The organism is Actinoplanes sp. CA-030573, from assembly GCF_050951115.1.
Taxonomy (GTDB): Bacteria; Actinomycetota; Actinomycetes; order Mycobacteriales; family Micromonosporaceae; genus Actinoplanes.
In genome coordinates this window covers 5,331,845-5,357,500 of sequence record NZ_CP192038.1, presented here as the reverse complement: position 1 = coordinate 5,357,500, position 25,656 = coordinate 5,331,845, and the positions used below count along the sequence as shown (strand labels likewise).

27 protein-coding genes and 2 rRNA genes (1 of these 29 running past the window's edge) are annotated in these 25,656 nt (G+C 72.2%); 18 read left to right on the top strand and 11 right to left on the bottom strand.

Annotation, left to right across the window (positions count from 1 at the left end):
- Positions 1–439, top strand: a 23S ribosomal RNA gene (locus ACQP2F_RS24890) (it extends 2,674 nt beyond the left edge of the window).
- Positions 440–527: 88 nt separating this feature from the next.
- A 5S ribosomal RNA gene (gene rrf, locus ACQP2F_RS24885) occupies positions 528–644 on the top strand.
- Positions 645–708: 64 nt separating this feature from the next.
- Here the strand turns inward: rrf and ACQP2F_RS24880 are convergent.
- Complete coding sequence (locus ACQP2F_RS24880; protein WP_433291207.1) at positions 709–888, bottom strand: Flp family type IVb pilin; 180 nt, start codon at positions 886–888, stop codon at positions 709–711.
- 238 nt (positions 889–1,126) lie between these two features.
- Complete coding sequence (locus ACQP2F_RS24875) at positions 1,127–2,038, bottom strand: siderophore-interacting protein (RefSeq protein ID WP_433291205.1); 912 nt, start codon at positions 2,036–2,038, stop codon at positions 1,127–1,129.
- A 41-nt stretch (positions 2,039–2,079) separates the two neighbouring features.
- Here ACQP2F_RS24875 and ACQP2F_RS24870 point away from each other — a divergent pair, with 41 nt between their 5' ends.
- On the top strand, positions 2,080–3,978 hold the full coding sequence (locus tag ACQP2F_RS24870; RefSeq protein ID WP_433291203.1) for a beta-galactosidase: 1,899 nt from the start codon (positions 2,080–2,082) through the stop codon (positions 3,976–3,978).
- On the opposite strand, the gene ACQP2F_RS24865 is transcribed toward ACQP2F_RS24870, so the two are convergent.
- The gene (locus ACQP2F_RS24865; RefSeq protein WP_433291201.1) at positions 3,954–4,253 is read right to left on the bottom strand and encodes a protealysin inhibitor emfourin; all 300 of its coding nucleotides are present in this window, start codon (positions 4,251–4,253) and stop codon (positions 3,954–3,956) included. The two genes, ACQP2F_RS24870 and ACQP2F_RS24865, sit on opposite strands and share 25 nt — an antisense overlap.
- A 26-nt stretch (positions 4,254–4,279) precedes the next feature.
- Between ACQP2F_RS24865 and ACQP2F_RS24860 the strand changes: the two genes are divergently transcribed.
- The gene (locus ACQP2F_RS24860) at positions 4,280–4,447 is read left to right on the top strand and encodes a hypothetical protein (RefSeq protein WP_433291199.1); all 168 of its coding nucleotides are present in this window, start codon (positions 4,280–4,282) and stop codon (positions 4,445–4,447) included.
- 9 nt (positions 4,448–4,456) lie between these two features.
- On the opposite strand, the gene ACQP2F_RS24855 is transcribed toward ACQP2F_RS24860, so the two are convergent.
- A complete protein-coding gene (locus ACQP2F_RS24855; RefSeq protein ID WP_433291197.1) occupies positions 4,457–5,485 on the bottom strand; it encodes a M4 family metallopeptidase in 1,029 nt (342 codons plus the stop codon).
- A gap of 139 nt (positions 5,486–5,624) precedes the next feature.
- Between ACQP2F_RS24855 and ACQP2F_RS24850 the strand changes: the two genes are divergently transcribed.
- Positions 5,625–6,431 carry a helix-turn-helix domain-containing protein gene (locus tag ACQP2F_RS24850; RefSeq protein WP_433291195.1) on the top strand — a complete coding sequence of 269 codons (807 nt, stop codon included), beginning with the start codon at positions 5,625–5,627 and terminating at the stop codon, positions 6,429–6,431.
- Positions 6,432–6,436: 5 nt separating this feature from the next.
- Positions 6,437–7,384 (top strand): phosphotransferase, encoded by a 948-nt coding sequence (locus ACQP2F_RS24845; protein WP_433291193.1) that lies wholly within the window; start codon positions 6,437–6,439, stop codon positions 7,382–7,384.
- A gap of 97 nt (positions 7,385–7,481) precedes the next feature.
- Here ACQP2F_RS24845 and ACQP2F_RS24840 read toward each other — a convergent pair whose 3' ends face one another.
- A complete protein-coding gene (locus ACQP2F_RS24840; RefSeq protein WP_433291191.1) occupies positions 7,482–9,542 on the bottom strand; it encodes a BTAD domain-containing putative transcriptional regulator in 2,061 nt (686 codons plus the stop codon).
- 159 nt (positions 9,543–9,701) lie between these two features.
- Here ACQP2F_RS24840 and ACQP2F_RS24835 point away from each other — a divergent pair, with 159 nt between their 5' ends.
- A complete protein-coding gene (locus ACQP2F_RS24835; protein ID WP_433291189.1) occupies positions 9,702–10,244 on the top strand; it encodes an RICIN domain-containing protein in 543 nt (180 codons plus the stop codon).
- A 169-nt stretch (positions 10,245–10,413) separates the two neighbouring features.
- A complete protein-coding gene (locus tag ACQP2F_RS24830; RefSeq protein ID WP_433291187.1) occupies positions 10,414–11,226 on the top strand; it encodes an SDR family oxidoreductase in 813 nt (270 codons plus the stop codon).
- 28 nt (positions 11,227–11,254) lie between these two features.
- On the opposite strand, the gene ACQP2F_RS24825 is transcribed toward ACQP2F_RS24830, so the two are convergent.
- Entirely contained in the window at positions 11,255–12,454 is a 1,200-nt protein-coding gene (locus tag ACQP2F_RS24825) for a PLP-dependent aminotransferase family protein (RefSeq protein ID WP_433291185.1), read from the bottom strand.
- A 204-nt stretch (positions 12,455–12,658) separates the two neighbouring features.
- On the opposite strand from ACQP2F_RS24825, the gene ACQP2F_RS24820 reads away from it, so the two are divergent.
- The 5 genes from ACQP2F_RS24820 to ACQP2F_RS24800 are packed head-to-tail and all read left to right on the top strand — an operon-like array spanning position 12,659 to position 16,744.
- The gene (locus ACQP2F_RS24820) at positions 12,659–12,892 is read left to right on the top strand and encodes a hypothetical protein (protein ID WP_433291183.1); all 234 of its coding nucleotides are present in this window, start codon (positions 12,659–12,661) and stop codon (positions 12,890–12,892) included.
- Complete coding sequence (locus ACQP2F_RS24815; protein WP_433291181.1) at positions 12,879–13,532, top strand: hypothetical protein; 654 nt, start codon at positions 12,879–12,881, stop codon at positions 13,530–13,532. The genes ACQP2F_RS24820 and ACQP2F_RS24815 overlap by 14 nt, the downstream gene beginning before the upstream one ends.
- The gene (locus tag ACQP2F_RS24810; RefSeq protein ID WP_433291179.1) at positions 13,529–14,680 is read left to right on the top strand and encodes a PrsW family intramembrane metalloprotease; all 1,152 of its coding nucleotides are present in this window, start codon (positions 13,529–13,531) and stop codon (positions 14,678–14,680) included. Before ACQP2F_RS24815 ends, ACQP2F_RS24810 begins: the two co-directional genes overlap by 4 nt.
- Before the next feature lie 7 nt (positions 14,681–14,687).
- Positions 14,688–15,689: a TIGR03617 family F420-dependent LLM class oxidoreductase gene (locus ACQP2F_RS24805; RefSeq protein WP_433291177.1), complete on the top strand. Its 1,002-nt coding sequence runs from the start codon at positions 14,688–14,690 to the stop codon at positions 15,687–15,689.
- 56 nt (positions 15,690–15,745) lie between these two features.
- A complete protein-coding gene (locus ACQP2F_RS24800) occupies positions 15,746–16,744 on the top strand; it encodes a sulfotransferase family protein (RefSeq protein ID WP_433291174.1) in 999 nt (332 codons plus the stop codon).
- A 9-nt stretch (positions 16,745–16,753) separates the two neighbouring features.
- Here ACQP2F_RS24800 and ACQP2F_RS24795 read toward each other — a convergent pair whose 3' ends face one another.
- Positions 16,754–17,134 (bottom strand): DUF427 domain-containing protein, encoded by a 381-nt coding sequence (locus ACQP2F_RS24795; protein ID WP_433291172.1) that lies wholly within the window; start codon positions 17,132–17,134, stop codon positions 16,754–16,756.
- Between the two features lie 49 nt (positions 17,135–17,183).
- On the opposite strand from ACQP2F_RS24795, the gene ACQP2F_RS24790 reads away from it, so the two are divergent.
- A complete protein-coding gene (locus tag ACQP2F_RS24790; protein WP_433291169.1) occupies positions 17,184–17,660 on the top strand; it encodes an aminoacyl-tRNA deacylase in 477 nt (158 codons plus the stop codon).
- Positions 17,657–18,007: a UBP-type zinc finger domain-containing protein gene (locus ACQP2F_RS24785; RefSeq protein WP_433291166.1), complete on the top strand. Its 351-nt coding sequence runs from the start codon at positions 17,657–17,659 to the stop codon at positions 18,005–18,007. The genes ACQP2F_RS24790 and ACQP2F_RS24785 overlap by 4 nt, the downstream gene beginning before the upstream one ends.
- Positions 18,008–18,516: 509 nt before the next feature.
- Here the strand turns inward: ACQP2F_RS24785 and ACQP2F_RS24780 are convergent.
- Together ACQP2F_RS24780 and ACQP2F_RS24775 are read right to left on the bottom strand one after the other, a co-directional pair.
- Positions 18,517–19,332, bottom strand: a complete 816-nt coding sequence (locus ACQP2F_RS24780) for a DUF6114 domain-containing protein (protein ID WP_433291164.1) — start codon at positions 19,330–19,332, stop codon at positions 18,517–18,519.
- Between the two features lie 2 nt (positions 19,333–19,334).
- Entirely contained in the window at positions 19,335–19,961 is a 627-nt protein-coding gene (locus ACQP2F_RS24775) for a DUF6230 family protein (RefSeq protein WP_433291162.1), read from the bottom strand.
- Between the two features lie 316 nt (positions 19,962–20,277).
- On the opposite strand from ACQP2F_RS24775, the gene ACQP2F_RS24770 reads away from it, so the two are divergent.
- From ACQP2F_RS24770 to ACQP2F_RS24760, 3 genes are all read left to right on the top strand, one after another.
- Positions 20,278–20,967, top strand: coding sequence for a Tat pathway signal sequence domain protein (locus ACQP2F_RS24770; RefSeq protein ID WP_433291161.1), 690 nt, complete (start codon positions 20,278–20,280; stop codon positions 20,965–20,967).
- Positions 20,968–21,102: 135 nt separating this feature from the next.
- Positions 21,103–23,316 (top strand): glycoside hydrolase family 9 protein, encoded by a 2,214-nt coding sequence (locus ACQP2F_RS24765; RefSeq protein WP_433291159.1) that lies wholly within the window; start codon positions 21,103–21,105, stop codon positions 23,314–23,316.
- Positions 23,317–23,461: 145 nt separating this feature from the next.
- Positions 23,462–24,046 carry a DUF2087 domain-containing protein gene (locus ACQP2F_RS24760; protein WP_433291157.1) on the top strand — a complete coding sequence of 195 codons (585 nt, stop codon included), beginning with the start codon at positions 23,462–23,464 and terminating at the stop codon, positions 24,044–24,046.
- On the opposite strand, the gene ACQP2F_RS24755 is transcribed toward ACQP2F_RS24760, so the two are convergent.
- Positions 24,021–25,241: an MFS transporter gene (locus tag ACQP2F_RS24755; RefSeq protein ID WP_433291155.1), complete on the bottom strand. Its 1,221-nt coding sequence runs from the start codon at positions 25,239–25,241 to the stop codon at positions 24,021–24,023. The two genes, ACQP2F_RS24760 and ACQP2F_RS24755, sit on opposite strands and share 26 nt — an antisense overlap.
- Entirely contained in the window at positions 25,238–25,606 is a 369-nt protein-coding gene (locus ACQP2F_RS24750) for a hypothetical protein (RefSeq protein WP_433291153.1), read from the bottom strand. Before ACQP2F_RS24750 ends, ACQP2F_RS24755 begins: the two co-directional genes overlap by 4 nt.
- Positions 25,607–25,656: the final 50 nt, after the last annotated feature.

Sequence of the window (25,656 nt, the reverse complement as noted above, 5' to 3'; positions counted from 1 at the left end):
TCCCCAAGAGTCCATATCGACGGGATGGTTTGGCACCTCGATGTCGGCTCGTCGCATCCTGGGGCTGTAGCAGGTCCCAAGGGTTGGGCTGTTCGCCCATTAAAGCGGTACGCGAGCTGGGTTTAGAACGTCGTGAGACAGTTCGGTCCCTATCCGCCGTGCGCGTTGGATACTTGAGAAGGGCTGTCCCTAGTACGAGAGGACCGGGACGGACGAACCTCTGGTGTGCCAGTTGTCCCGCCAGGGGCACGGCTGGTTAGCTACGTTCGGAAGGGATAACCGCTGAAAGCATCTAAGCGGGAAGCTCGCTTCGAGATGAGGTATCCCACCCCCTTGAGGGGGTAAGGCTCCCAGCCAGACGACTGGGTTGATAGGCCGGAAATGTAAGCCAGGTAACTGGTTCAGTTGACCGGTACTAATAAGCCGAGGGCTTAACCACACCTAAACTTTATGCTCAACGCGTCCACTGTGTGATTCACAGCAAACGAACAACCATTCACGGTTGACTCGTGCATGCTGGCAGCTGTTTCGGTGGTCATAGCGGAGGGGAAACGCCCGGTCTCATTCCGAACCCGGAAGCTAAGCCCTCCAGCGCCGATGGTACTGCACTCGGGAGGGTGTGGGAGAGTAGGACGCCGCCGGACTCAACGTGAAGAAAAGGCCCGCCCCGATGATCGGGGCGGGCCTTTTTGCGTCGGCTACGGTGCGTCAGAACTTGGCGACCAAGGCGCCGACGGCGCTGGTGATCTGGCTGCCGAACAAGGAGACGCCGGCGACGAACGCTACGGCGAGCAGCGAGACGAGCAGGCCGTACTCGACCGCCGTGACGCCGTCGTCGTTCCGGACCCGGGCACGCAAGTAGGCGGCGATCGCGTAGATGGTCGGCATGCGTGACTCCCCGGATGTCCCTCCCCGGCAGCCGCTTGTCGGCCACAGGACGTGCGCCCTAGGTATCGGGCGCGGAACCGGCGAGCCGATGTTTTCCCGGTTGCGATCGCCGGGCGTCCGGGTGCGGTCGCGTTGCGGTGCCGCGGCGGCAGCGAGCGCAGCGTCCCGGCAAGGACGTCGGTCGAGAACCGCCGGGAGGGCCGAGCAAGGCGCTACGGGCGGACGGGCGCCATCAACGTCAATTGTCCTCGGCCCGGCCGAGCCGCCAGTAACCCATGAACGCCACCGAGCGGCGGTCGACGCCGCACTCGGCGACCAGGTGGCGGCGCAGGGTCTTGATGACCGCGGCCTCGCCGGCCAGCCAGGCGTAGAACCGGCTGACGTCGGTCACCGGCTCCGGCACCTCCCAGAGGATGTCGTTGTCCACGTCCACGTCCTCGAGATCGGCCGCGGGGCCCGCCGCGACACGGCCGAGCAGCCGCCGGGTCGCGGAGCGCATCGCCGGGACGAGCAGCTCGCCGTGCGCCTTCGCGTCGCGGGGCAGCCAGGTGATCCGTACGCCGGGAGGCGCGACGAGATCAAGCCGGTCACCGGAGCAGGGCACCTCGAGCAGCGCCTCGCCGGACGCGTCCACGGGCAGGCAGGCGAGGATCGACGAGATCGCCGGCACCGCCGTCTCGTCGCCGCCCAGCAGCAGGCACTCGGTGCGGGCCGGCGGCCGGAAGTCGAGGCCGCCGTGCACGCCGTCGTGCTGCGCGTTCGGGCCCATGATGCAGGCGGTCGAACCCGGAACGGCCTGCGACGCCCACCGCGACGCCGGGCCGTGCACGCCGTGCAGAACCATGTCGACGTCGACCTCGCGCAGCTCGGCACGCACGGCGCGGACGGTGTAGGTACGGATGGGGTTGCGCCGCTCGTCGGGCAGGTTCCGCCACTCGGTGTACCAGTCGGCGCCGGTCGGCAGATGCTCGTGACCGCAGCCGGGCAGCGGCGGGATGAGCTTGATGCGCTGGTCGAACCCGTTGTCGGCGAAGTGGTGGAGATCGTCGCCGGTGAGCGTGACGCGCACGAAGCTAGGGCTGAGCCGCCGCACCTCCCGCACGGTGGTGGTGAAGAACCGCCAGGGCGGGGCAACTACGGTCTGGGTCACGAGCCCGGCTCCTTCCGTCTTATGTGAGGCTAACCTAACCTATGGCGATCTACTACGGCGGGGACTACAACCCCGAGCAGTGGCCCGAGGACGTCTGGCGCGAGGACGTCGAGCTGATGCGCCGGGCCGGGGTCAACCTGGCCACGGTCGGGGTCTTCTCCTGGGCCCGGATCCAGCGCGGCGAGGGCGAGTTCGACTACGCGTGGCTCGACCGGGTCCTCGACCTGCTGCACGAGGGCGGGATCGCGGTCGACCTGGCCACCGGCACCGCGTCGCCGCCGCCGTGGGCGACGGCGCGATATCCGGGGATCCTCCCCCGGACCCGGGAGGGCGCGACGCTGTGGCCGGGGAGCCGGCAGCACTATGCGCCCAGCTCGCCCGACTATCGGCGGCTCGCCTCCGAGCTGGTCCACGCCACCGTGCGGCGGTACCAGGACCACCCGGCCGTGGTGATGTGGCACATCAACAACGAGCTCGGCTGCCATGTCACGTACGACTACTCGGATGGTGCCGCCGTTGCCTTCCGTTCCTGGCTGCGGGACCGCTACCGGACGATCGACGCGCTGAACGACGCGTGGGGCACGATGTTCTGGTCGCAGCGCTACACCGAGTTCGACGAGATCGTGCCGCCGCGCCTCACCCCGACCAGCGTGAACCCGGCTGGGCTGCTCGACTTCCGGCGGTTCAGCTCCGACATGCTGCTCGAGCTGCTGCGGATGGAGAAACAGATCATCCGCTCGTACGGCGCCACGCAGCCGATCACCACGAACATGATGGGCGCGTTCCCGCCCGTCGACTACTGGTCGTTCGCGCCCGAGCTCGACGTGATCTCCGACGACAGCTATCCCGACCCGCGTGACCCGGGGTCGTTCCGGCCGGCGGCCTTCGCGCGGGACCTGATGCGGTCGCTGAAGCCGGGCACGCCCTGGATCCTCATGGAGCAGGCGGCGAACCAGGTCAACTGGCGGCCCAACAACGCGCGCAAGGCGCCGGGCCAGATGGCGGCGCTGAGCATGCAGGCGGTCGGGCGCGGGGCCGACGGGATCATGTTCTTCCAGTGGCGGCAGTCGTCACGGGGGTCGGAGAAGTTCCACTCGGCGATGCTGCCGCACGCGGGCCCGGAGACGCGTACGTTCCGGGAGGTGTCGGAGCTGGGGGCCGCGCTGAAGTCGCTGGGCACGCTGCCGCCGGCCGGGAGATCGAAGGTCGCGATCGTGCTCTCCTGGGACTGCCAGTGGGCGCTCGACCAGGCGAATCACCCGGCGCGCTTCGACTATCTGTCTCAGGTGAGGGGGTGGCACGCCGCCTTCCACGCGCTCAACATCCCGGCCGACCTCATAAATGCCGAAATTTCGGGCGCGGACGCGCCCGGAGGGGACGGCTACGACCTGATTGTCGCGCCAAGTCTCTACCTGATGCGGGACGCCACCCCGCTTGTCCGGTTCGTCGAGGAGGGCGGCTGCCTGTTCACCACCGCCTTCACGGACGTCGTCGACGAGTGCGACCGCTTCCTGCCCGGCGGCTTCACCCGGCGCCTCGGGCCGGTGCTCGGCCTGGCGGTGACCGACTTCGAGGGCGTGCAGGGCACCGAGGCCGCCGTCTCCTGGGGCTTCCCGGGCGAGCACCTGCGCGAGGTGCTGACCCTGGACGGCGCGCAGGTGGAGGCGACCTTCTCCGACGGCGAGCCGGCGCTCACCCGGCACGCGTACGGCGCCGGGGAGGCCTGGCATCTGGCCACCCTGGCCGGCGAGGCGGGCCGGACGGCGCTGGCCGCCCACCTCGCCGCCCGGCTCGGGCTCGAGCCGGTCGTGGCGGGCCTGCCGCCGGGCGTCGAGGCGTGCCGGCGCGGCGACATGATCACGATCATCAACCACAACCCGTCGCCGGTCGAGGCCGGTGGCGAGGTGCTGGGGCCCTACGAATATCGGGTGAGGAACTGAAGCAGCGGGCGCAGCGACGGCGGGATGTCCGGGTCGCCGACGGTGCCGTGCCAGCGGTGGCCGCCGCGCTCGACGGTCAGCTCGTAGCTCATCAGGTCGGCCCCCGCCGTGCTGACCGGCCTCTCCCGCAGAACGGACAGATCGGTCGACGCGACCAGCTGAACCAGGCGGGCGGCGTCGGCCGGGGGCAGGTCGGCCGAGTCCACCCGTACGTGCACCGGCCGCCCCGTGAAGCCGCCGGATCGCCGCAGCTCCGCTCGCACATGTTCGATCATGCCGGCCACCAGGGTAAGAGGGGGAGATGACGATTTCCGAGACGACGCCGGATCAGCGGGTCGTCGAGACCGACTGCTGGTCGTGCGGCGCGCGCCTGTCCAAGACGGTACCCCGCCGCCGCCGCGGCCCCGGGCATGTGCTCTGGGCCTGCGACGACTGCGAGGTGACCTGGACCGCCCCCGCCGGAGGATGACCCGGCCGGTCAGACGACGCCGACCTCGTGGAAGGCGGCCCGCACGGTCTGGGCGGCGTTGCGGCCGACCTTGCCGTCGCGGGCGAGGATGCGCGCCTGCTCGGCGCAGATGTAGGCGCAATCGGCGAACTGCGCGTTCGGCCACAGGTTGAGCAGCGTGTTGAACCAGACGCGGGCGGCCGGGAACGTGCCGAGCTCGATCGCGGTCAGGTAGAACGCCCGGTTGATGATGCCGGAGTTGACGTGCGGGTCGCCGCCCGGCACGTACCCGGACATGTCCGCGGCCTGCGGGTCGCGGCCCAGCACCGGGTTGTCGTACGCGGTGCCCGGGTGCGCCATCGAGCGGATCGCCTCGCCGTAGAGCTGGTCGGCCATGACCTCCTCGCCGATGAGCCAGTTGTGCTCGCCGGCGTCGACCTTGTGCACCATCTGGTCCACGCACGAACCGAAGATGTCGGAGAACGCCTCGTTCATCGCGCCCGGCTGGTCGGTGTAGTACAGCCCCGCCGTGTACTGGGTGACGCCGTGCGTGAGCTCGTGCGCGCACACGTCCACGTCCTTGGTGAAGTCGGTGAAGATGACCCCGTCACCGTTGCCGAACACCATCTCGGTGCCGTCCCAGAACGCGTTGTCGTACTGCACGCCGTAGTTGACATTGCCGAGCAGAGTGAGGCCGGCATTGTCGATCGAGTCGCGGCCGAGAATGTCGCGATAGAAGTCGCGGGTGGCGCCGAGTCCGTCATAGGCGGCGTTCGCATTGGCGCCGGCGACCGCGGCGTCCCCTTCGCCGCGGACGAGGGTGACGCCCACGTTCCACTGGTTCTCGTCGTCGAAGATCTGCCGGTCGCCCTTTCCCGGCCGCGGCGGCGTGAGGGCGGCGAAACCGGCGGCCGCGGCGCTGTCGTTCCTGCTCTGCCGCTGTGCCCGGTCGGCGACGGCGGTGCGCTGGGCCGGCTCCGGGTCGAGCCCGAGCTGCCGGGCGTTCTTCGCGATGTGATCGATGATGTGGGCCGGAACGTAGAAGCAAACGTGAGACATTTTTGAAGCCCCCTGCCGAATTGACCTGCGACAACATTGGTCCTCGGCGCGGTTTTCGGCAGTCAGTTCTTGAACAGTCGGCCGGCCCGGTCGGAGATCGAATCCGCATCGGACGAGAAGGAATTGTTACCGTCGATGGATGGCGGACAATGAGCTGGGGCTGTTCCTGCGCAGCCGCCGCGAGACGATCTCGCCGGCCGGGCGGCGTCGCACGCCCGGGCTGCCGCGCGCCGAGGTGGCGGCGCTGGCCGGGCTGACCGTCGACCGGCTGACCCGCCTCGAGCAGGGCGCCGACCGCTGCCCGCCGGCGCCGGTCCTGGCCGCGCTGGCCGGCGCCCTGCGGCTGAGCGCGAGCGAGCGGGTGCACCTGTACCGCCTGAGCCTCGGCTCCCGGCCGCCGCCCGGTCCCGCCCGCGAGGTCCGCGACCGGGTGCGTGCCATCCTCGTCCGTCTCGAGCCGTCGGCCGCCGTACTGGTCAGCCCGCTCGGCGACCTGCTCGCCTGGACCAGCGGCTTCGCCTGGCTGGCCGCCTCCTCGGGGCTGCTCGACGGCGACCCGCCCAACCTCAACCGGTACGTCTTCACCGACCGGCGCGCCCGCACGACGTTCCCCGACTGGGACCGGGAGGCCGACACCCGGGTGGCCGATCTCCGGCAGGGCCGGTTCGACGTCGACCGGCATCGGGCCGCGCTGGCCGACGAGCTCACGATCACCGCGGGGGAGCCCTTCGAGCGACGCCTCCGCTCGCTGCCGGAGCGGCCCCGGGGCGGCGGCGTCCAGCGCTGGAACCATCCGCGGGCCGGCGAGCTGCTCATGGCGTACGAAATCCTGATCCTGCCGGAGGACGACGGCCAGCGCCTGATGATCCACCTCCCGGCCGACGCCGCGACCGAGGCCGTGCTGGCCGCGCAGCGCCCCAAGACCTTGCGGCTGGTGGCAGGCTGAGCGTCGTGCGTGCCAACGACTGGACCTCTCCGCAGTGGCGCTCGTCCGCCCACGACTGGATCACCGCGCGGCTGACCGCCCTCGGCACCCCGCCGGCCGGACCCATCGAGGAGGTGCGCGTACGCCCCTGGTCGGTCACCCATCGCGTGTCCACCTCGGAGGGGGTGCGGTGGTTCAAGGCCAACACGCCCGCCTGCGCCTACGAAGCCGGCCTCGCGTCGGCGCTGGCGAGCTGGCTGCCCGGCCGGGTCCTCGCGCCCCTCGCGGCCGACACCACGCGCGGCTGGCTGCTCACCGCGGACGCCGGACCCACGATCCGCGATCGGATCAAGCCGGGCGATCAACTCACGGTCTGGACCGCCATGCTGCAGACGTACGCGTCGATGCAGCGCGCGCTCGAGCCGAGGTGCGACGCGATGCTGGCCCTCGGCACGCCCGATCTGCGCAAGCCGGCCGACGTCCTGGCTTCATTGCGGTATGAACCTGGGATCCGGGACCGGAACCGTTCGCCCGCGCCCGGCTTCGCCGACTGGTGCGCGGAGCTCGCCGCCGACACCGTGCCCGTGACCCTGCAGCACGACGACCTCACCGACGCCAACGTCTTCCCGGCCCCCGGCGGCGGCTTCGTCTTCTTCGACTGGGGCGATGCCAGTGTCGGCCACCCGTTCGGCTCCTTGCTGGTGGCCCTCGGCTTCGCGGCGGCCATGCTCGACCTGAAGCCGATGGCCCCCGAGCTGCTGCGCCTGCGGGACGCCTACCTCGAGCCCTGGACCGACGTGGCGCCACCCGCCACCCTGCGCCGCTCAGCGTCCCTGGCGTTCCGCGTGGCCCGCGTCTCGCGCGCCGCGGCCTGGCGGCGGGCGGTCGAGAACGCGGCGTTGCCGGTCGACGAGGACTTCCGCACGGCGTCCGCCTATTGGCTGTCGGAGATCCCGAAGCCGGCGTTGATCTGAGCGCCGGGCGGCGGCTTTGGGCGGCGGCTTCGGCCGGCGGCTTTAAGCGGCGGCTTCGGCCGGCGGCTTTGGGCGGCGGCTTTGGGCGGCACCAGTGTCACGGCTGCAGATATCCGGCGACCGGCCCCAGGGTCACCAGGCCGCTGCCGGCTCCGGCCCACTCGCCGGCGGCCGGCCGCAACGCTTCCCGGGCTCGCTCGACGATCATGCCGGGCGCAACCCCGCCGTCGTCGCCGGGTGCCATCGCGCTGCTCTTGGTCGGCACATCGTCACCGCTCTCGCCCAACGCCCGGGCAGCGTGTGCGACCAGCGCCCACATCGCCTCGCTGAGCAGGTCGTGCGGGGGCTCCGGCGCTTCCCGCAGCGCCCGCCGGGCCTCCTCGTCCCGGCCCGCACCGAGCAGCATCACCGGTCGCGCCCACGGCTCGTACGGCCCGAAGTCGCCGCCGTCCTCGGCGCCGGTCGGAAGCTCCCACCGCAGCCGGTGCGTGAGCAGCGCCAGATCGCGCAAGCCGCTCTCCAGCCCGGGCATCCCGGCCCCCTCGAGTGGCACCGTGCGATAGGCGCGCTCGCCGGCCTCCGGATCGGCCAGCGAGGCCCGCAGCGCCCGATGCCACCCGGTGAACACCGCCACCAGCGGCAACTCGTGGGCCGCGGCCAGCTCATCGGCGGCGTCCGCATGCCGCTCCGCCTCGCCCATGTCACCGAGCCCGCTGAGCGCCTGCATCCGGATCAAATGCCCCAGCACCTCGTACGTCACCAGGCCGTGCCGCCCCGCTAGCGCGACCAGCTCGGCGCCGATGCGGTCGCGTTCCGGGGCCAGTCCGGTCCGGTGGACGGTCTGCATGAACAGGCCGTTCAGCGCGAACGCCAGCAACCCCGGTTCGCCCCGCTCCCGCGCGATGCCGACCGCTTCCCGCGCGCAGCCGAGCGCGTGCGGCCCGCCGTCCGCCCCGCGGGACTCGATCGCGATCGTGGCCAGCAGCCGGGCCCGGGCCTCGCCCCGGGTGGCCGGCAGAGCCCGGCCGGCGGCCGCGACGATGGCCGCCGCCTGGGCCGGGTCGTCCGACCGGGTCCAGACCGCCGGCACGTCGTAGGCCCCGGCCACACGGGCGACGAGGCCGGGGTCGCCGAGCTCCTCGGCCGCGGCCACCGCCGCGGCCCGGTGCCGGCGCGCGGCGACGAGCCCGCTGCCGCCGGTGACCGCCAGTTCGCGCATCAGGTGGACCGTCGAGTCGAGCCGGGTCCGGGCCACCGTGATCCGCTCGAGGTCGGCGCCGGCCTCGGCCCAGACCCGGGCGACCGGATCCGGGGCTGGATCGTCGCGGAGGACGGCCGCCTCCAGACGCGCCAGCTCCGCACCGGGGTCGAGGCCGAGCTCACCGGCCAGGCGCGCCCGGGCGCGGCGCAGCACGGCCAGCGCGTCGGGACGGCGGCCGGCGCGGTGCAGGGCCAGGGCGAGCAGGCGCCAGGCGGGCTCACGCCACGGGTGGTCGGCCACGTGGGCGTCGAGGTCGGGGATCGCCTCGGCGGGGCGGCCGGCGGCGATGCGGGCCTCGGCGAGGAGCTCGGCGGCCTGCAGGCGGAGCTCGGCCAGGCGGGAGCGCTCGCCCGCGGTCCACGGCTCGCCGGCCAGCTCGGCGTAGGCGGGACCGCGCCACCAGGACAGCGCCTCGGTGAGGGCGGAGGCGGCGGAGGTGGCGCTCGCGGCAGAGGTGGCACCGGCGGTGAACGCTGCGCTGGCGGTGGAGGCGGCGCTGGCGGTGGAGGTGGTGCCCGCGGCGGAGGGCGGATGCCCGACGGCGGCGCGGGCGGTGCGGACGGCTGCCTCGAAGCGCCAGGCGTCGACGTTGTCGGGGGCGGTGCGCAGGGCGTACCCGGCGCCCTCGGTCGTCAGCGTGGCGGCCGGCGCCCGGCGGGGCCGATCCGGCTCGATTGCCTTGCGCAGGGCCGCGATGAACGTCCGTACGGCGGCAATCGACCCTGGGGGAGGGACCACCCACAGGTCCGCCACCAGGTCGCCGAGCGGGACCACCCGGCCGTTGGCGGCTATCAGCCGCGCGAGGACCGCGCGATGACGCGGACCTCGCAGCGCCAGCGGGGCGCCGGTCTCGTCCCAGGCCGCCACCGGGCCCAGCACACCGAACGTCACCCGCACCCGATCACGGTACTCAGTCGCCGCCCCTCGGCGGGGCGCGGGCGAAAGCTCACGACGCGCCGCTTTTCATTGCCCACAAATGCGGGTAAACCGGTCGAAAGCCGCTAGCTTAGCGGTGGCGGTCCGGCCGTATGGGGGTGGCGGATGTTCTGGCGAGGCGTGGGTGTTTCGATCATGGCCGGCGCGACGGTGGCGAGCCTGGCCGGGGCGGCGTCGCCGCGGGACGGTCTCGTGCAGCTCGGCCTGCAGCTGGCCAACCTGAACAGCCGCCAGTGCCTGACGGTCACCGGAGGCGGCCTCGACGACAACGCGATCGTGATCCAGCAGCCGTGCCGGCGGGACGCATCGTTCCGGTGGCGGTTCGTGGCGGTCGGGCGCGCGGGGACGTTCCTGATCGAGAACGTGCGCAGCGGCCGGTGCCTGACGGTCGCCGGCGACAGCGTCGAGGACAACGGGTTCGCCGTGCAGTTCCGGTGCGCGAACGCCGACCCGTCGCAGCAGTGGCGGGTGCGGAGGCCGGCGGGGGCGCTGCTGACCGTGCCGGCCGGTCAGGCGCTGCTGGAGAACGGCCGCAGTCACCGCTGTCTGACGATCGCGGGCGGGAGCGTGGCGGCCGGTGGGGTGGCCGTGCAGTACGCCTGCGATCAGCAGCGGTCGCGGCAGTGGTCGGTGCGGATCGTCGCGGGGCCGGCGCTGGAGTAATGGCTTTCGGTCGGCCGGTCGCTGTTCCCGAAGCGGTCGCTGTTCCCGAAGCGGTCACTGTTCCCGAGGCGGTCACTGTTCCCCACCCGGTCACTGGGTGGGGCGGACTCTAGGCGGCCGGTACGACAAATTCCGCCCGTCATCCACAGGGCCGGTATCGTCGCCGGGCATGAGTCAGCGGATGGTGATCACCGGGGCGAGCGGGCATTTCGGGCGGGTGACCGCGGTGCGGGCGGCGAAGGCCGGCTGGGACGTCGTCGGCACCTATCTCACGAACGCGACCGACGCGGCGGAGCGGCTCGACATCCGCGACCGGGACGCCGTCGACGAGCTGATCGCGCGGGTCCGGCCGGGCGTGGTCGTGCACACGGCGGCCGGCCGGGACGATTGGCAGGTCATCGCCGACGGCGCCGCGCACGTCGCGGTCGCCGCCGTCCGCCACGGCGCGCGGCTCGTGCACCTCTCCAGCGAGGCGGTCTTCTCCGGCAAGGAGATCACGTACGACGAGGACGCCCGGCCCGACCCGATCTATCGGTACGGCGCGGCGAAGGCGGCCGGCGAGACGGCGGTCCGGGCCGTCGACCCGCGGGCGGCCGTGGTGCGCACCTCGCTGATCGTCGGTCACGGCCTCGGCGGCCACGAGCGGCTCACCCACGATTTGGTCGCCGGGCGTGCCGGCGGCCTGCTGTTCACCGACCAGATCCGCAAGCCGATCCACGTCGACGACCTCGCCGACGCCGTCCTGGAGCTGGCGGTCAACGGCTACGCCGGGGTGCTCAACGTGGCCGGCGCCGACGTGATCAGCCGGTACGAGCTGGGCGTGCTGGTGGCGCGCCGGGACGGCCTCGACCCGGAGCGGATCCCGCACGGCCCGATCCCGGCCGGCCTGGCCGTCCCGGCCGACCTGCGCCTGACCATCGACCGGGCGGCCGCGCTGCTCGAGACCAGGCTGCGCGGCTGCCACGAGTTCATGCGGCTCTGAGAGCGGGCCATGCGGCCCGGAAACCGGTTCATGAACCTCTGAGGACCGAGGCCAGCCGGCGCATGCCCTCGGTGATCTCGGCCGGCGTGTGCGTGGTGAACGAGAGGCGCAGGGTCGCGGTGTCCGGGTGGCCGGCGAAGAAGGGCGCGCCCGGCACGAACGCCACGTCGCGGGCCAGCCCCGCCGGCAGCAACGCCGCGGTGTCGGTGTCGCCGGGCAGTCGCAGCCAGGTGAACATGCCGCCGTCGGGGTCGGTCCAGGTGCTGCCGGGCGGCGCGGTCTCCGGCATGGCCGCCATCATCGCGTCACGTCTCTGCGCGTACGCCCGCCGCAGCTGGAGGACATGGGCGTCGAGGTCGGTGTCCGCCAGATAGCCGGCCGCCGCGGCCTGGTCGATGGTGGAGGTATGCAGGTCGGCGGCCTGCTTGGCGACGGTAAGCGCGGGCCGGATCGCGGCCGGCGAGCGCACCCATCCCAGCCGCAGCCCGGGCGCGGCCACCTTGGAGAAGCTCCCGAGGTGCAGCACGTTCTCCCGGGCCGCCGGCTGAGCGGCGAGCGGCGGCACCGGGGCGCCGCGGTAGCGCAGCTCGCCGTACGGGTCGTCCTCCACCACCCACACCCCGTGCGCCGCGGCCAGCTCCGCCACCTCGGCCCGGCGGGAGAGGGAAAGCGTGCGCCCGGTCGGGTTGGCGAAGGTCGGCACCAGGTAGAGCAGCGCGGGCCGCTCCGTCGCGAAGACCGAGGCCAGCGCGGCCGGGTCGACGCCGTCGGGGTCGGAGGCGACCGGCACGATCCGGCACCCGGCCAGCTGGAAGCACTGCAGGGCGGCCAGGTAGGTCGGCTCCTCGACCGCCACCACCGCGCCCGGGTCGAGCAGCGCGGCCGCGATCAGCGTGAGCCCCTGCTGGGATCCGGTCGTGATCAGCAGGTCGCCGGCGCCGGTCGGCAGCCCCCGGGCGGTCATCCGGGCGGCGACCAGCGCTCGCAGATCCGCGTTGCCCTCGGTCGGCGCGTACTGCAGATGCCGCCGGCCGTCGGGCGTGGACAGCACCCGGTCGAACGCGGCCCGCAGGCCGTCGAGGTCGAACAGCTCGGGCGCGGGCAGGCCGCCGGCGAACGAGATGACGCCGGGGCGGTCGATCAGGGCGAGCAGGTCGCGTACGGGCGAGCTGGCGACGCCGGCCAACCGCCGGGCGGGCAGGGGCGTACGCAGGGTTGATGCGGTCACGGCGAGACTCCAGGGAAAGGACAGGCAAGGCGAGGCGCGAGGCGCGGGCACGGGTGGAGGCCGGCGCGGAAGGCGCGGGAAGGGCTGCCTGATCGAGGAGCCAGGAGAAACCTTAGCGCCTGTTAAGGACTTAATGAAGGTTAAGGCGGGCCGGTCCCGATGCGCGGGACGACCGGGCCGCGGAAACGCCCTAAGCTCATGACCATGCATGAAGCCCGGTCGATCCTCTCGTACAAGTCCGAGAACTCGGTGCTCAGCCTCTGGTCCAAGAACTCCGTGCTGTCGATCGCCTCCAACGGGTCGGGGCTGTCGATCGGGTCGATCGGCTCGTGGGCCTCGGTCGGGTCGATCGGCTCGTTCTGCAGCGTCGGCTCGATCCTCTCCGCCGTCTCGATCGGCGGCGTCATGGCCTGGCGCTACCGGCGTGCGCGGCGCTGACCCGATGGCCGGCATGGTCGACGACGCCGAACGGTGGCGGGACACCTGGGTGCCCGTCGAACGCCGATGGCTCGGCCTCGACAAGCGCACGCTGCTTCCGGCGGGCGTGGTGGTCGCGCTCTTCGCGATCGCGGTCTGGCTTCTGCCGTACGCGAACGAGTCGGTCAAGGTGGACGATCCGATCCGCCCCGGCGACGTCGTGCAGGTCGGCCCGGCGGTGCAGTTCGTGCCGGCGGTCGGCGCCAACCTCGTGCGCGGCCTGCGACAGGGCCAGGCGGGCGCCGCGGGGTACCCGGACACGGCCGTCGTGACGTACGAGGGAATCGGTCTGCAGGTCGTCGCGGACACCTATCAGGGCTCGCCCGAGCAGCTGCTCGAGCAGATCCGCCGCAACGACGAGGGCCTGCGCGACAACGGCGGCCTGCGGGTCACCAGCGAGCCGGCCACGATCACCAACGACGCCGGCGAGCAGGGCGTCATCGCCCGCTACGAGGGCAACGGGTCGATCGGCGCGATCGCGGCCTACGTCTTCGGCACCACCGGGGTCGAGATCGTCGTGCTGGGACCGCCCACGGTCGACGACGCGGTGCCGCCGGCAGTGCTCGCGATGATCCGATCCGTACGGGAGGTGCAGCCGTGACCGCCACCCGCGCGGAAGCCATCGCCGCCACCGGCTGGGGCAACCGTTTCCACCTCTGGCAGCCGCGCAACGCCTGCTTCTGGGTCTACCTGGGCATCGTCGGCTACGGGCTGTGGAACGCGTTCGGCATCGTCAACGGCGAGGTCCGGGTCTACGGCCCGGCGCTGGCCGCGGCCACCGTCATCTTCGTCGTCTACGGCGCGCTGTTCTGGTGGTTCACCACCCGCATCGACCGCTACTCGCGGCAGCCGCTCCCGCTGGTCGTCGCCGCCTTCGTCTGGGGCGCGTTCGGCGCGACCTGGACCATCGCGCTCTCCGGCAACACCGCGCTGATCGGCCTCTACACCAAGCTCGGCGGACAGGCCTTCGGCCTCGACTGGGGCGCCGCCCTGTCCGCGCCGATCTTCGAGGAGCTCGGCAAGGGCGCCGGCGTGCTGCTGCTGATGTACCTCGCCCCGCGGGTGATCCGCACCGCGTACGACGGCTTTATCGTCGGCGCCTTCGCCGGGCTCGGCTTCGAGATCCTCGAGGACATCTTCTACGCGCTCAACTCGGCGCCCGAGCAGTTCGGCTCGCACCAGCTGCAGACCAGCCTCAACACCGTGCTGCTGCGGCTGGCGACCGGCTTCACGGCGCACATCCTCTACTCGGCGATCTTCGGGGCGGGGCTGGTCTATCTGATCGGGACGGTCGCCCAGCGCCGCCGGCCCGTGCTCGGCATCGCGCTGATGCTGACCGCGATGCTGCTGCACGGGCTGTGGGACAGCGACGTCGCGATCGCGGGCGGGAACGGGCTGCTCACCATCCTGCTGATCGCCGGCATCACGCTGGCCGCGTTCGTGGCCGTCGTCGCCGTCTTCCACCTGACCGTCCGCCCCGAGCGCGCGGCCATGCGGGCGGTGATGGCGCCCGAGGTGGACGCCGGGGTGCTCACCGAGGCCGAGCTGGACGCCCTGGCCGGCGGTTGGAAGCAGCGCCGCCGCTACCGGCGGGCCGGCGGGCTGCGCGAGCGGCGGCTGCGCCGGCACCGGCTGGAGGCCGCGCACGACCTGGCCGACCAGATCGCGTACGCCGGGGGCGAGGAGACGCCGCGGGTCGCCTTCGCCCGCGCCGAGCTGGCCCGGCTCGGCCGGCCGGGCATGCTATGACTTCCTGATGCTGGTTGACTTCGCCGCGGGCGTCGCGGCCTCGCCGATGGACGTCGAGCGGGCCGCGGCCCGGGCCGAGCGGGACGGGTACGACGGCTTCGGCGCCGCCGAGAGCAGGCACGACGTGTTCTCGTCGCTGACCCTGGCGGCCCGGGCGACCGAGACGATCACGTTGCAGTCGGGCATCGCGGTCGCCTTCGCCCGCAACCCGATGAGCCTCGCGATCGCCGCCAACGACCTCCAGCTGGTCTCCGGCGGCCGGTTCCAGCTCGGCCTCGGCTCGCAGGTGCAGGCGCACATCGAGCGGCGGTTCGCGATGCCGTGGGGCCGGCCCGCGGCGCGGATGGCCGAGTTCGTGGCGGCCGTGCGGGCGATCTGGGAGGCCTGGCGCACGGGCGAGCGGCTGGCCTTCCGCGGCGAGTTCTACCGGCACACGCTGATGACCGACTTCTTCAACCCCGGACCCAACCCGTACGGCTATCCGCCGATCCTGCTCGCCGCCGTGGGGGAGCGGATGACCGCGGTGGCCGGCCGCGCCGCGGACGGGCTGCTCGTGCACCCGCTGACCAGCCCCGCCTACCTGCGCGAGCGCACCCTGCCGATCCTGCGCGAGGCGCGCGGCGACCGGGGCCTCGACGGGTTCACGCTCGGGCTGTCCGCCTTCGTGGTGCTCGGCGCCGACGAGAAGGCGCGGGCGCAGGCCGAGGCCGCGGTGCGCGGGCAGATCGCGTTCTACGCCTCGACGCCCGCCTACCGGCCCGTGCTCGAGCTGCACGGCTGGGGCGAGCTGGCCGACCGGCTCAACGGGCTCTCCCGCCGCCAGGCCTGGGCCGAGATGGCCGGCCTGATCACCGACGACGTGCTCGACACCTTCGCCGTCGGCGGCGACGTCGCGAAGGGCCTGCGGGAGCGCTTCGGCGACCTGATCGACCGGCTCTCCTTCTACACGCCGTACGGGGTGGACGCCGCCGAGCTGAATGCGCTGCGCGCCGCCGTTGCCGGATCGTGATTTCACGTTTGCCCGAATAGGGCGGTAAGCACCAGGTGCGGTGATTCGATGGCGTCGTGCCCACGGATCGACCGATCTTCGTGGTGGGCTGCCCGCGGTCGGGCACCACCATGCTCCAGCTCATGCTGCACGCCCACCCGCGCATCGCCATCCCGCCGGAGAACCGCTTCGTGCTGCCGGCCTACCGGCGCCGGCACGAGCTCGGCGACCTCCGCGTGGCCGGGAACCGGCGCGAGCTGGCCCGCTGGATGATCGGCACCCGGCAGTTCGCCGACCTCGGCCTCGACGCGCAGCGGGTGATCGACGCGGTGATCGGCGCGCCGCCCACGCTCGGCTCGGCGATCGGCACGGTCTTCCGGCTCTACGCCGAGCGGTTCGGCAAGCCGCGCTGGGGCGACAAACGGCCGGCGTACCTGCGGCACCTGCCCGAGCTGCTCCGGCTCTTCCCGGACGCGCAGATCGTGAACATCATGCGCGACGGGCGCGACTGCGTGGCCTCGCTCAAGGAGGCGGCGTGGTGCTCGGCCGGCCTCGACGACCTGATCGACCGGTGGGCACGGGCCGCCGACGCGTCGCTGCGGGCGGCCCGCCGCTACCGGCCGGACGTCTACCACATGGTGCGTTACGAGGATCTGGTGGCGGATCCGGCGACCCACCTGCGCGCGCTGTGCGACTTCCTCGGCGAGGAGTACGACGCGGCGATGGTGCGGCCCCAGGAGGTCGCGGCGGTCGCCGTTCCCGATTACAAGACCTGGCACACGCGTACGCGCGAGAGCGTGACGACCTCGCGGGTGCGCAGCTGGGAGCACCGCCTCACGCCGGCCGAGGTCGCGCGGTGCGAGGCGCTGTTCGGCGACCGGCTGGCCCGCTTCGGCTATCCGCCCGCCACCACCGGGGTGCCGACGCCCGCCGACCGGGTGGCGCGGGCCCGCCTGGCCGTCCGCGACCGGCTCGGCCCGATGCGCGGGGTCGTGCACGACGCCCGGGCCGTGGTGCGCTCCCGCCGTCTCGGCCCGGCCGTGGCCGCCCGCCTCACGAGCGGCCAGCGCCTTTAGCCGGTGCCCTTACTGGTGCGTGATCTCGATCGAGTCGACCCGGTTCGGGTAGAACGCGACGTGGTCCTTGATCTGCGCGACCGCCTCCCGCGGTTCCCGGTACTCCCAGATCGCGTCGACGGCCTTGGTCCCGCCGGCCGGGATCGAGTAGTAGTTCGCGTCCCCCTTGTACGGGCAGTAGGACTGCGTCCCGGTCGGCTCGAGCAGCGACTCGTCGACGTCGGCCAGCGGCACGTACTGCACGGCCGGGTAGGTCGACTCCTGCAGGGTCAGCGCGGCTCGGGTGTCGGCCACCACCTTGCCGGCCACCGTGACGACCACGCGTCCCTCGGTCGGGGTGATGGTGATCGGGTGGTCCGGACCGGGGTAGAGAACGGGCCTGTCGGCCATGACGCCTCCTCGATGATGTGCGGTCGCTTCCCAGGCTAATGTCGATCTCATGCCGGGACCCGCCGAGACAGCAGCCATCGACCTTGGCGTCGATCAAACGATCCTCCGCCACGGGCCGGTGAGCAGCGTGGCCGAGGCCGCCGCCGCCCAGGGCGTCGAGGTGCGCGACCTGGTGAAGACCATCGTCGTGCGCCGCGCCGCCGACGACTACGTCTTCGTGCTCGTGCCCGGCGACCGGCAGATCTCCTGGCCCAAGCTGCGGTCCCTGCTCGGCGTCAACCGGCTGTCGCTGCCGGACGCGGCCACGGCCAAGGAGGCAACCGGCTACGAGCGCGGCACGATCACCCCGTTCGGCTCCGCCCGCCCGTGGCCGGTGATCGCCGACGAGTCGGCCCGCGGCCGCACGATCAACCTCGGCGCCGGCGAGCGGGGCGTGGGCCTGCAGGTCGCGGCCGACCAGGCGGTCGCCGCGCTCGGCGGCAGCTTCGCCGACGTGACCGAGCCTGCGGTAGGTTTCGAGGCGTGACGAGCGACGATCCGATCCAGCCCTCCGTACCCCCGTCCGGCACCGGCTGCGCCGAGTGCCTCGAGGCCGGCGGCTGGTGGTTCCACCTGCGCCGGTGCGCCCAGTGCGGGCACATCGGCTGCTGCGACAGCTCGCCGGCCCAGCACGCGACCGCGCACTGGAAGGCCACCGGCCACCCGATCATCCAGTCCTTCGAGCCGGGGGAGGACTGGTTCTGGGACTTCTCGAGCGAAGAGGCCGGCGGCGGGCCTCGGCTCGCTCCGCCCGACAGTCACCCGCTCGACCAGCCGGCTCCGGGGCCGGCCGGCGCCGTTCCCGAGGACTGGCGGCAGCACCTGCACCGGTGAGCGGTCGTCGCGGCCGGTTTCTGACGACCGGTTTCCCGCGGCCGGTTTCCCGCGGCCGGTTTCCCGCCGCCGGTTTCCGGCGGCCGGTTTGTGGCGGCCCGCTTTCTCGCGGCCGGTTCTGACGGCCGGGTTCCCGCAGCCGGCCTGACTGCCGGCCGGCCGGTGGGTCGCGCTCGGGGTCGGGCGGTCGGCCGTCCCGGCGCGAGCATCCCGGCACCCCGCACGGTCAGCTCGTCGCGGTCGTTGTGGATAACGCGCGGAAAGTGTCGTACCCCGCTCGTAATCTCCACCCCACCCAGTGAACGGGGTGGGGTTCGGTTACGCCTGCGCCGCGGTTTTCGCTCGCGTCCGGCGTGCCGTGCGGCTGACATGGCTGAGCACATGACGGAACAGTCGAACGTCGCCCCCGATGGGATCCGGCAGCGCGACATCGGCGGCGAGGCGACTCACCGCTGGACGAGCGCCCTGATGGTGCAGATCGAGTGACTCCACCTGCGCAACGCGCGGAACTACTCGCCGGACAGCAGGCGCGGTGAGGGGCGCCTGTGGCGCGGCCGCCTGTGCGACGTGTCGGGCTGGACCGCGGGCGTCTCGGCCGCGGACTGAGGATCCGCGTCGGCCGGGCCTGCGTCGGCCGCGCCTGCGTCGACGGGGCCAGCGTCGAGGGGGCCAGCGTCGAGGGAGCCAGCGTCGAGGGGGCCAGCGTCGAGGGGGCCAGCGTCGACCGGGCGAGCGTCGACCGGGCGAGCGTCGACCGGGCGAGCGTCGACCGGGCCAGCGTCGAGGGGGCGAGCGTCGGCCGGGCGAGCGTCGGCCGGGCCTGCGTCGACCGGGCTTGCGTCGACCGGGCTTGCGCCAACGGGGCCCGCATCAACCGGGCTGCGGTCGAACGAGCGCTCGGGGCCCCGACCGGCGAAGAGGTCGACCGTGTCGCGTTCGACCGGCGGGAGGGGATCGAGGTCCGGCACGTCCAGCTTGATCTTGTCGGGCGACCAGGCGAAGGCCAGCGCGCTGCCGACGATGCCCAGCAGCAGGCCGACGACGAAGCCGCCCAGGTTGGACGTGAGCCAGCTGGCCAGGCACATCACGACGGCGACCAGTGAGTAGAAGACGTGCTGGGCGGGCTGGACGATCAGCAGCACGCCGAGCAGCGCGATCAGGATCGGCAGCAGGTAGCCGATGAAGCCCTGCATCCCGACGTGCACCACGACCGGCAGCGGCGCCTTGACGGTCAGGAACATCTCGAAGCCGCCGAGGAAGACCAGCAGCCCGCCCCAGAAGGGACGGGCGTGCCGCCAGTGCCAGAACTTGGAGCCGCGCGCCACGGTCAGCAGCCGTTGCTCGTGAACTGCATGCGCAGGTGCGGGAGCGTGAAGCGGGACGCCGTGGTGGCGTAGTTGTTCTGCCGCAGGTTGTCGATGTCGACGGTGTCGGCCTGCTGGCCGAAGACGCCCTCGCCGCCCTTGATCTGCTCGCCGGTCCTGGGGTCCTTGACCTTGTTGAACGTGCTCGCGTCCTGGCCGACGTTGATGCTCTGGAAGTCGGCGTCGCCGTTGATCTGGTCGGAGTCGACGACCAGGGCGGTGGCGGAGACCGGGGTGCCGTTGTCGCCGGCGGTGATCTTCAGGTTGACGCCGCCGAGGGAGACGCTCTGGCACAGCTTGGTCAGCTCGGCCTTGTTGATCGCCGACACGATCAGCACCATCTGGCCGCCGGTGTCGCCGGCGTTCGGGCTGTTCGGGATCATGTTGTCGAGCGTCGCGTACTGCTCGAAGCCGTCGCCGTGCAGATGGGTCGCGGTGACCGTGAACGGCATGCCGGAGATCGAGAAGTTCGCGGCGAGCACGCCGTTCGCCGTCAGGGCGACCAGTCCGGCCGTCACCGCGCCGGTGATGCCGAGCATCGCGCCCGCCCGCTTCCAGCGGATGCCCCCGGCGGTCTCAGGTGCGCTCATGCGATTTCTCTCCCTGTTTGTGCGTCGTCGACAAACGGCGGAATTGTCGTTGTCGCTCGGGAACAATGGAATTCAATTAGGCGTCAATCGATGCAGCAGACTGAAGTTACCGCTCGGTATCATGCAGGTCAAGGCCAATCCACAAGGGATTTCAGGACGCGTACGGTGGAGTTACCGACGGGTTGACTTAGGCTCCGAAGTCGGGCTATACATCGACGTCGTTCAGTGTTTTATCCCATTGTTGAATGGTGCCCGGCCGTCCGCCCGCATCCCCCCGCAGGTGGCGCCCCGGGTCCTGGATCGAGGGAGGAACGCCATGCGCGTTTCCAGAAGCGTCCCGATCGCCGCGCTCGCGGCCCTGGCGCTGGCCTTCTCGGCCTCGCCGGCCCGGGCCGACGACGACCCGCCGGCCGCCGACCCGGTGGCGGTGCTGACCACCGGCAGCGCGGGTGGCCCGAACGTGGCGGTCGGCGACGTGCTCAACGCCACCGTGGCCGCCGGCACCACCGCCAACTTCGCCACCGCCGCCGGCGGCTCGACCGGCGTCAAGTGCGCGGTCTCCGCCTTCACCGCGACGGTGGCCGACAACCCCGCGGCGCCCGGCGTGGCCACCGAGTCGACGACCGCGCACACGTTCTCGTCGTGCACCGCCAACATCTTCGGCGTGACCCGGGTCAACAGCGTGACGGTCAACAACCTGCCGTTCGGCACCACCGTGGACAGCGCCACCGGGGCGGTCACGGTCAGCGGCACCGAGGCGGCGCCCATCCAGACGACCCTGTCGCTCGGCACCATCCTCGGCTCGGTGACCTGCGTCTACCAGGCCACCAACGGGTCGATCACGGGCGTCTCGTCGAACACCGACAACTCGATCGCCTTCACCGACCAGGCGTTCACCAAGACCTCGGGGCCGATCACCTGCCCGGGCTCCGGGTTCTTCACCGCCACGTACGCCCCGGTGGTGGACACCACGGTCGAGGGAAGCCCGGTCGTCTTCACCAACTGAGCCGACCTGAGCGGCCGACCTGAGCGGCCGACCTGAGCGGCCGACCTGAGCGGCCGACCTGAGCGGCCGGCCGGGAGACCGGCCGGCCGTTAACGGGTGTTTGACAGCATGTGACGGCGACATCAATATGTCTGCATGCCTGTATGGGAGCGCTCCCGAAAGATCTCCGTCCTTGCCGCCGCCTCTCTGCTCACCCTCGGCGTGGCCGCCCCGGCCAGCGCCGACGAGGTCGAGCAGGTGAAGAACGGCGGCTTCGACGGCACCACCGATCCCTTCTGGTCCACCACCGGCATGCCCATGACGCTCACCGATGGGCAGGCCTGCGTCGACGTACCCGGCGGCACGGCCAACCGCTGGGACGTCGCGATCGGGCAGAACGACGTGCCCCTGGTCGCCGGCCAGTCCTACCGGTTCAGCTTCGACGCCTCGGGCGACGCCGGTCATGTGGTCCGGGCGATCACCGGGCTGGCCGTCGCGCCCTACGACACGTACTTCGAGCAGTCGCCGGTGCTCGGCGATCTCACCCACTACTCGTACACGTTCACCGCCTCCACCGACACCGCCCAGGGTCAGGTCGCCTTCCAGCTCGGCGGCAGCCCCGACCCCTGGCACTTCTGCCTCGACAACGTCTCCCTGGTCGGCGGGGTGCCGCCCGAGGTCTACGTCCCCGACACCGGTCCCCGCGTGCGGGTCAACCAGGTGGCGTACCTCCCGAACGGTCCGAAGACCGCGACGGTCGTGACCACCGCGACCACCGCGTTGCCCTGGACCTTGAACGACCGGACCGGCAAGATCGTCGCCCGCGGCTCGTCGGTGCCCCGCGGCGTCGACGTGTCCTCCGGGCAGAACGTGCAGACCATCGACTTCGGCCGGTACGCGAAGGCCGGAACCGGCTTCACGATCACGGCCGACGGCGAGACCAGCCGGCCCTTCGACATCGGCGCCGACGCGTACCGGGCGCTGCGGGCCGACGCGCTGAAGTTCTACTACACCCAGCGCAGCGGCATCGCGATCGACGGCGCGCTGCGGCCGGGCTACGCGCGTGCGGCCGGCCACGTCGACGTCGCGCCCAACCAGGGCGACGGGAACGTGCCCTGCCAGGCCGGCGTCTGCGACTACCGGCTGGACGTCCGCGGCGGCTGGTACGACGCCGGCGACCACGGCAAGTACGTGGTGAACGGCGGCATCACGACCTGGGAGCTGCTCAACGAGTACGAGCGCTCGCACGCGGTGCGCAAGGTGTCGCTGACCATCCCGGAGAGCGGCGACAAGACGCCGGACATTCTCGACGAGGTGCGGTGGGAGCTCGAGTTCCTGCTCAAGATGCAGGTCCCGGCCGGGGAGACGTACGCGGGAATGGTCCACCACAAGATCCACGACCAGGCCTGGACCGGGTTGCCGCTGCTGCCCGACCAGGACCCGCAACCGCGCGAGCTGCACCCGGTCTCGACCGCCGCGACGCTGAACCTGGCCGCCGTGGCCGCCCAGGCCGCGCGGATCTACCGCGCCTACGACCCGGCGTTCGCCAAGCGGGCGCTGGCCGCGGCGCGCACCGCCTACGCGGCAGCGAAGGCCAACCCGGCGTTGTACGCGCCGGAGTCGGACGGGGTGGGCGGCGGCGCCTACAACGACAGCACCGTGACCGACGAGTTCTACTGGGCGGCGGCCGAGCTCTACATCACGACGGGGGAGAAGCAGTTCGCCTCCGACGTGCTCGCGTCGCCGCTGCACACCGCCGACATCTTCGGGGCGGGCGCCTTCGACTGGGCGGCGACGGCGGCGGCCGGGCGGCTCGACCTGGCGCTGATCCCGAACCGTCTGCCCGGTCTCGCGGCCGTGCGCAAGTCGGTGGTCGCGGGAGCCGACAAGTACCTGGCCGTGCAGAAGGCGCAGGCCTACGGGATCCCGTACGCGCCGGCCAACAACATGTACGACTGGGGATCGAACAGCATCGTGCTCAACAACATGGTGGTGCTGGCCGGCGCGTACACCCTGACCGGCGCTCGTCAGTATCGCGACGGGGTGCTGACCGGTGTCGACTACGTCCTCGGCCGCAATGCGCTCAATCAGTCGTACGTGACCGGCTACGGCGAGGTGAGCTCGCAGAACGAGCACAGCCGCTGGTACGCGCACGAGCTCGACCCGGCGCTGCCGCACCCGCCGAACGGGACGCTCGCCGGCGGTGCGAACTCGTCCATCCAGGACCCGTACGCGCAGAGCAAGCTGACCGGCTGCGTCGCACAGTTCTGCTACATCGACGACATCCAGTCGTGGTCGACGAACGAGGAGGCCATCAACTGGAACTCGGCCCTCGCCTGGGTCTCGTCCTTCGTAGCCGATCAGGCATAGCCTCGTGCCTACGTCTTCCCCACCCCGTTCACTGGGTGGGGAAAACGTAGGCCCGGGGTACGACATTTTCCCGCCGTCGTCCACCGGCCCGCGCCCGTCCGGAAATCGGATGCGCGCGGGCCGCCGCCGTCTCTAGCGTGGACGCATGTCTGCCTCCGCGTCCGCCGACGCCGCCCGCGCCTCCGAGGTCCTCGCCCAGCTCGCCGTGCCGGCCCGCCTGGCCGCCTTCGCCGAGCTGGTCCGCCGGGGGGCGGAGGGCGCCACCCTGGCCGAGCTCGCCTACGCGCTCGACGTGCCGGTGCAGCAGGCCGGCGAGGCGTGCGCCCGGCTGACCGGCGCCGGCCTGGCCACCGGCTCGGGCAACGGCATCTACCGGGCTCAGATCGGCGCCGTCCGCGAGGCGGCGCTGGCCGTCGACCGGCTCCAGCCGGTGACCCCGCTCCTGGCCGAGTACCCGCAGTTGAAGAGCTTCTTCGCGCACGGGCGGCTGACCTCGTTGCCGCCCACGCTGAGCGACCGCTACCAGCTGATCGGCGAGATGCTGGCGCGCTTCCTGGCGCTGGAGGGCGTCCACGACGAGGACGAGATCAACCGCCGGCTGTCCGCCGTCGCCGACGACGTGGCCGGCGTGCGCCGCATGCTGGTCGAGACCGGTTGGCTGGAACGTGACCGGGCGGGCGCCAACTACGGACCCGGCCGCACCTTCACGTCCGCACCACCAGCTCGCTGACGTCGCGCACCCGGCGCAGCGGCGACAACACCACGAAGATCGGGGCGAGCGTCAGGCCGGCGCCGATCACCAGCATCGTCGGCCGTACGCCGATGAGCCCGCCCAGCGTGCCGCCCAGCAGGCCACCCACCGGCAGTGCGCCCATCACCAGGAACCGCATGGTGGCGTTGACCCGGCCCAGGATCGCCCGCGGCACGACCGCCTGGCGGTAGCTGAGCTGGGTGATCGCGTAGACGAGCTGGCCGCCACCGCCGACCGTGACGGCCAGCACGAAGAAGGCGATCCGCCAGCCGGGCTCGGTGAACGGGATGAGCAGGTTGAGCGGGCTGGTGACCGCCACCGACAGCCAGATGATCCGGGCCGAGCCGGCCCAGCGCGCGAGCCGGGTGGCGGCGACCGCGGCGACCAGGCCCGCCGCGGCGGCCGCCGAGAACATCAGCCCGGCCGTCCCGGCGCTCAGCCCGACGGTGTCCACCAGGAACAGCACGTTCAGGGCGCTCGCCGCGGTGAACAGCAGGTTCGACAGCGCGCTGGTGGCGGCGATGGCCCGCAGCACGGGGTCGGCCAGCACGAAGCGCACGCCCTCGCGGGCCATCCCGCGGCGTGCGGTGGTGGCGGCCGGCTTCTCCTCCTCGGCCGCCACGCGCCACAGGCAGAACGCGCTGACCAGGAAGCTGACCGCGTCGGCGAGCAGCGCGTTCGCGGCTCCGGCCAGCTGCACCAGCCAGCCGCCGACGCCCGGCCCGGCGATCTGGCCCCCGGCGCGGACGGCCTCGACCGCCGAGTTGCCGCGGACCAGGTCCGCACCGTCCACGACGGACGGCAGATACGTCTGGTAGCCGATCTCGAAGACGACCCGCATGACGCTCATCACCAGCGCGACCACGAACAGCAGCCCGAAGGTCAGCGTCCCGGCCCCGGCGGCCGCCGTGACCACGATCAGGGCGAGCGCCCGTACGAGGTCGGCGCCGATCAGCACCGGCCGCCGGCGCCGCCGGTCGAGCCAGACTCCCGCCGGCAGCCCGACCACGAGGAACGCCGAGGTCTGCGCCGCCACGAGCAGGCCCAGCTGGAACGGCGTCGCGCGCAGGACGAGGACGGCCGTCAGCGGGAACGCGACCGCCGTGATGTCGGTGCCGAACTGGGTGACGGCCTGCCCCGCGGTGACCAGCCGGAAGTCCCGCCTCCGCGTCATGCGCCGTTCAGCCGGCGTGCCGCCGCGCGATACGTGTCGTCCGGGGTCTCGTTGAAGGCGATCGCCGCGCCCGGCGCGTGCCGGCGCACGAGGTTGATGACATCCTCGAAAAGCTGTCCCTCGGCCCGCCGGATGCCGCCGCCGACCACGACGACCTCCCAGGGCCGCTCGGTGAGCGCGGCGGTCAAGACCGTCTCGATGTCGTCGCTGCCGTCGAGCCCGACGAGACAGCTCCGCGCCCCGACGCCGGCCGCCTCGAACTGCGCCATGCCCGCCTCGATCTTGTCCGCGACCGGCTGCGGATCCCACGGCCCCGGCACGCGGAAGGGATCGAGGCCGAGGACGAGTACGCGTGGCTCGCTCATCGCCTCAGCCTAAGGTTCCGGCGTGCGGCTCGCCCGCCACGGCCGGTTCG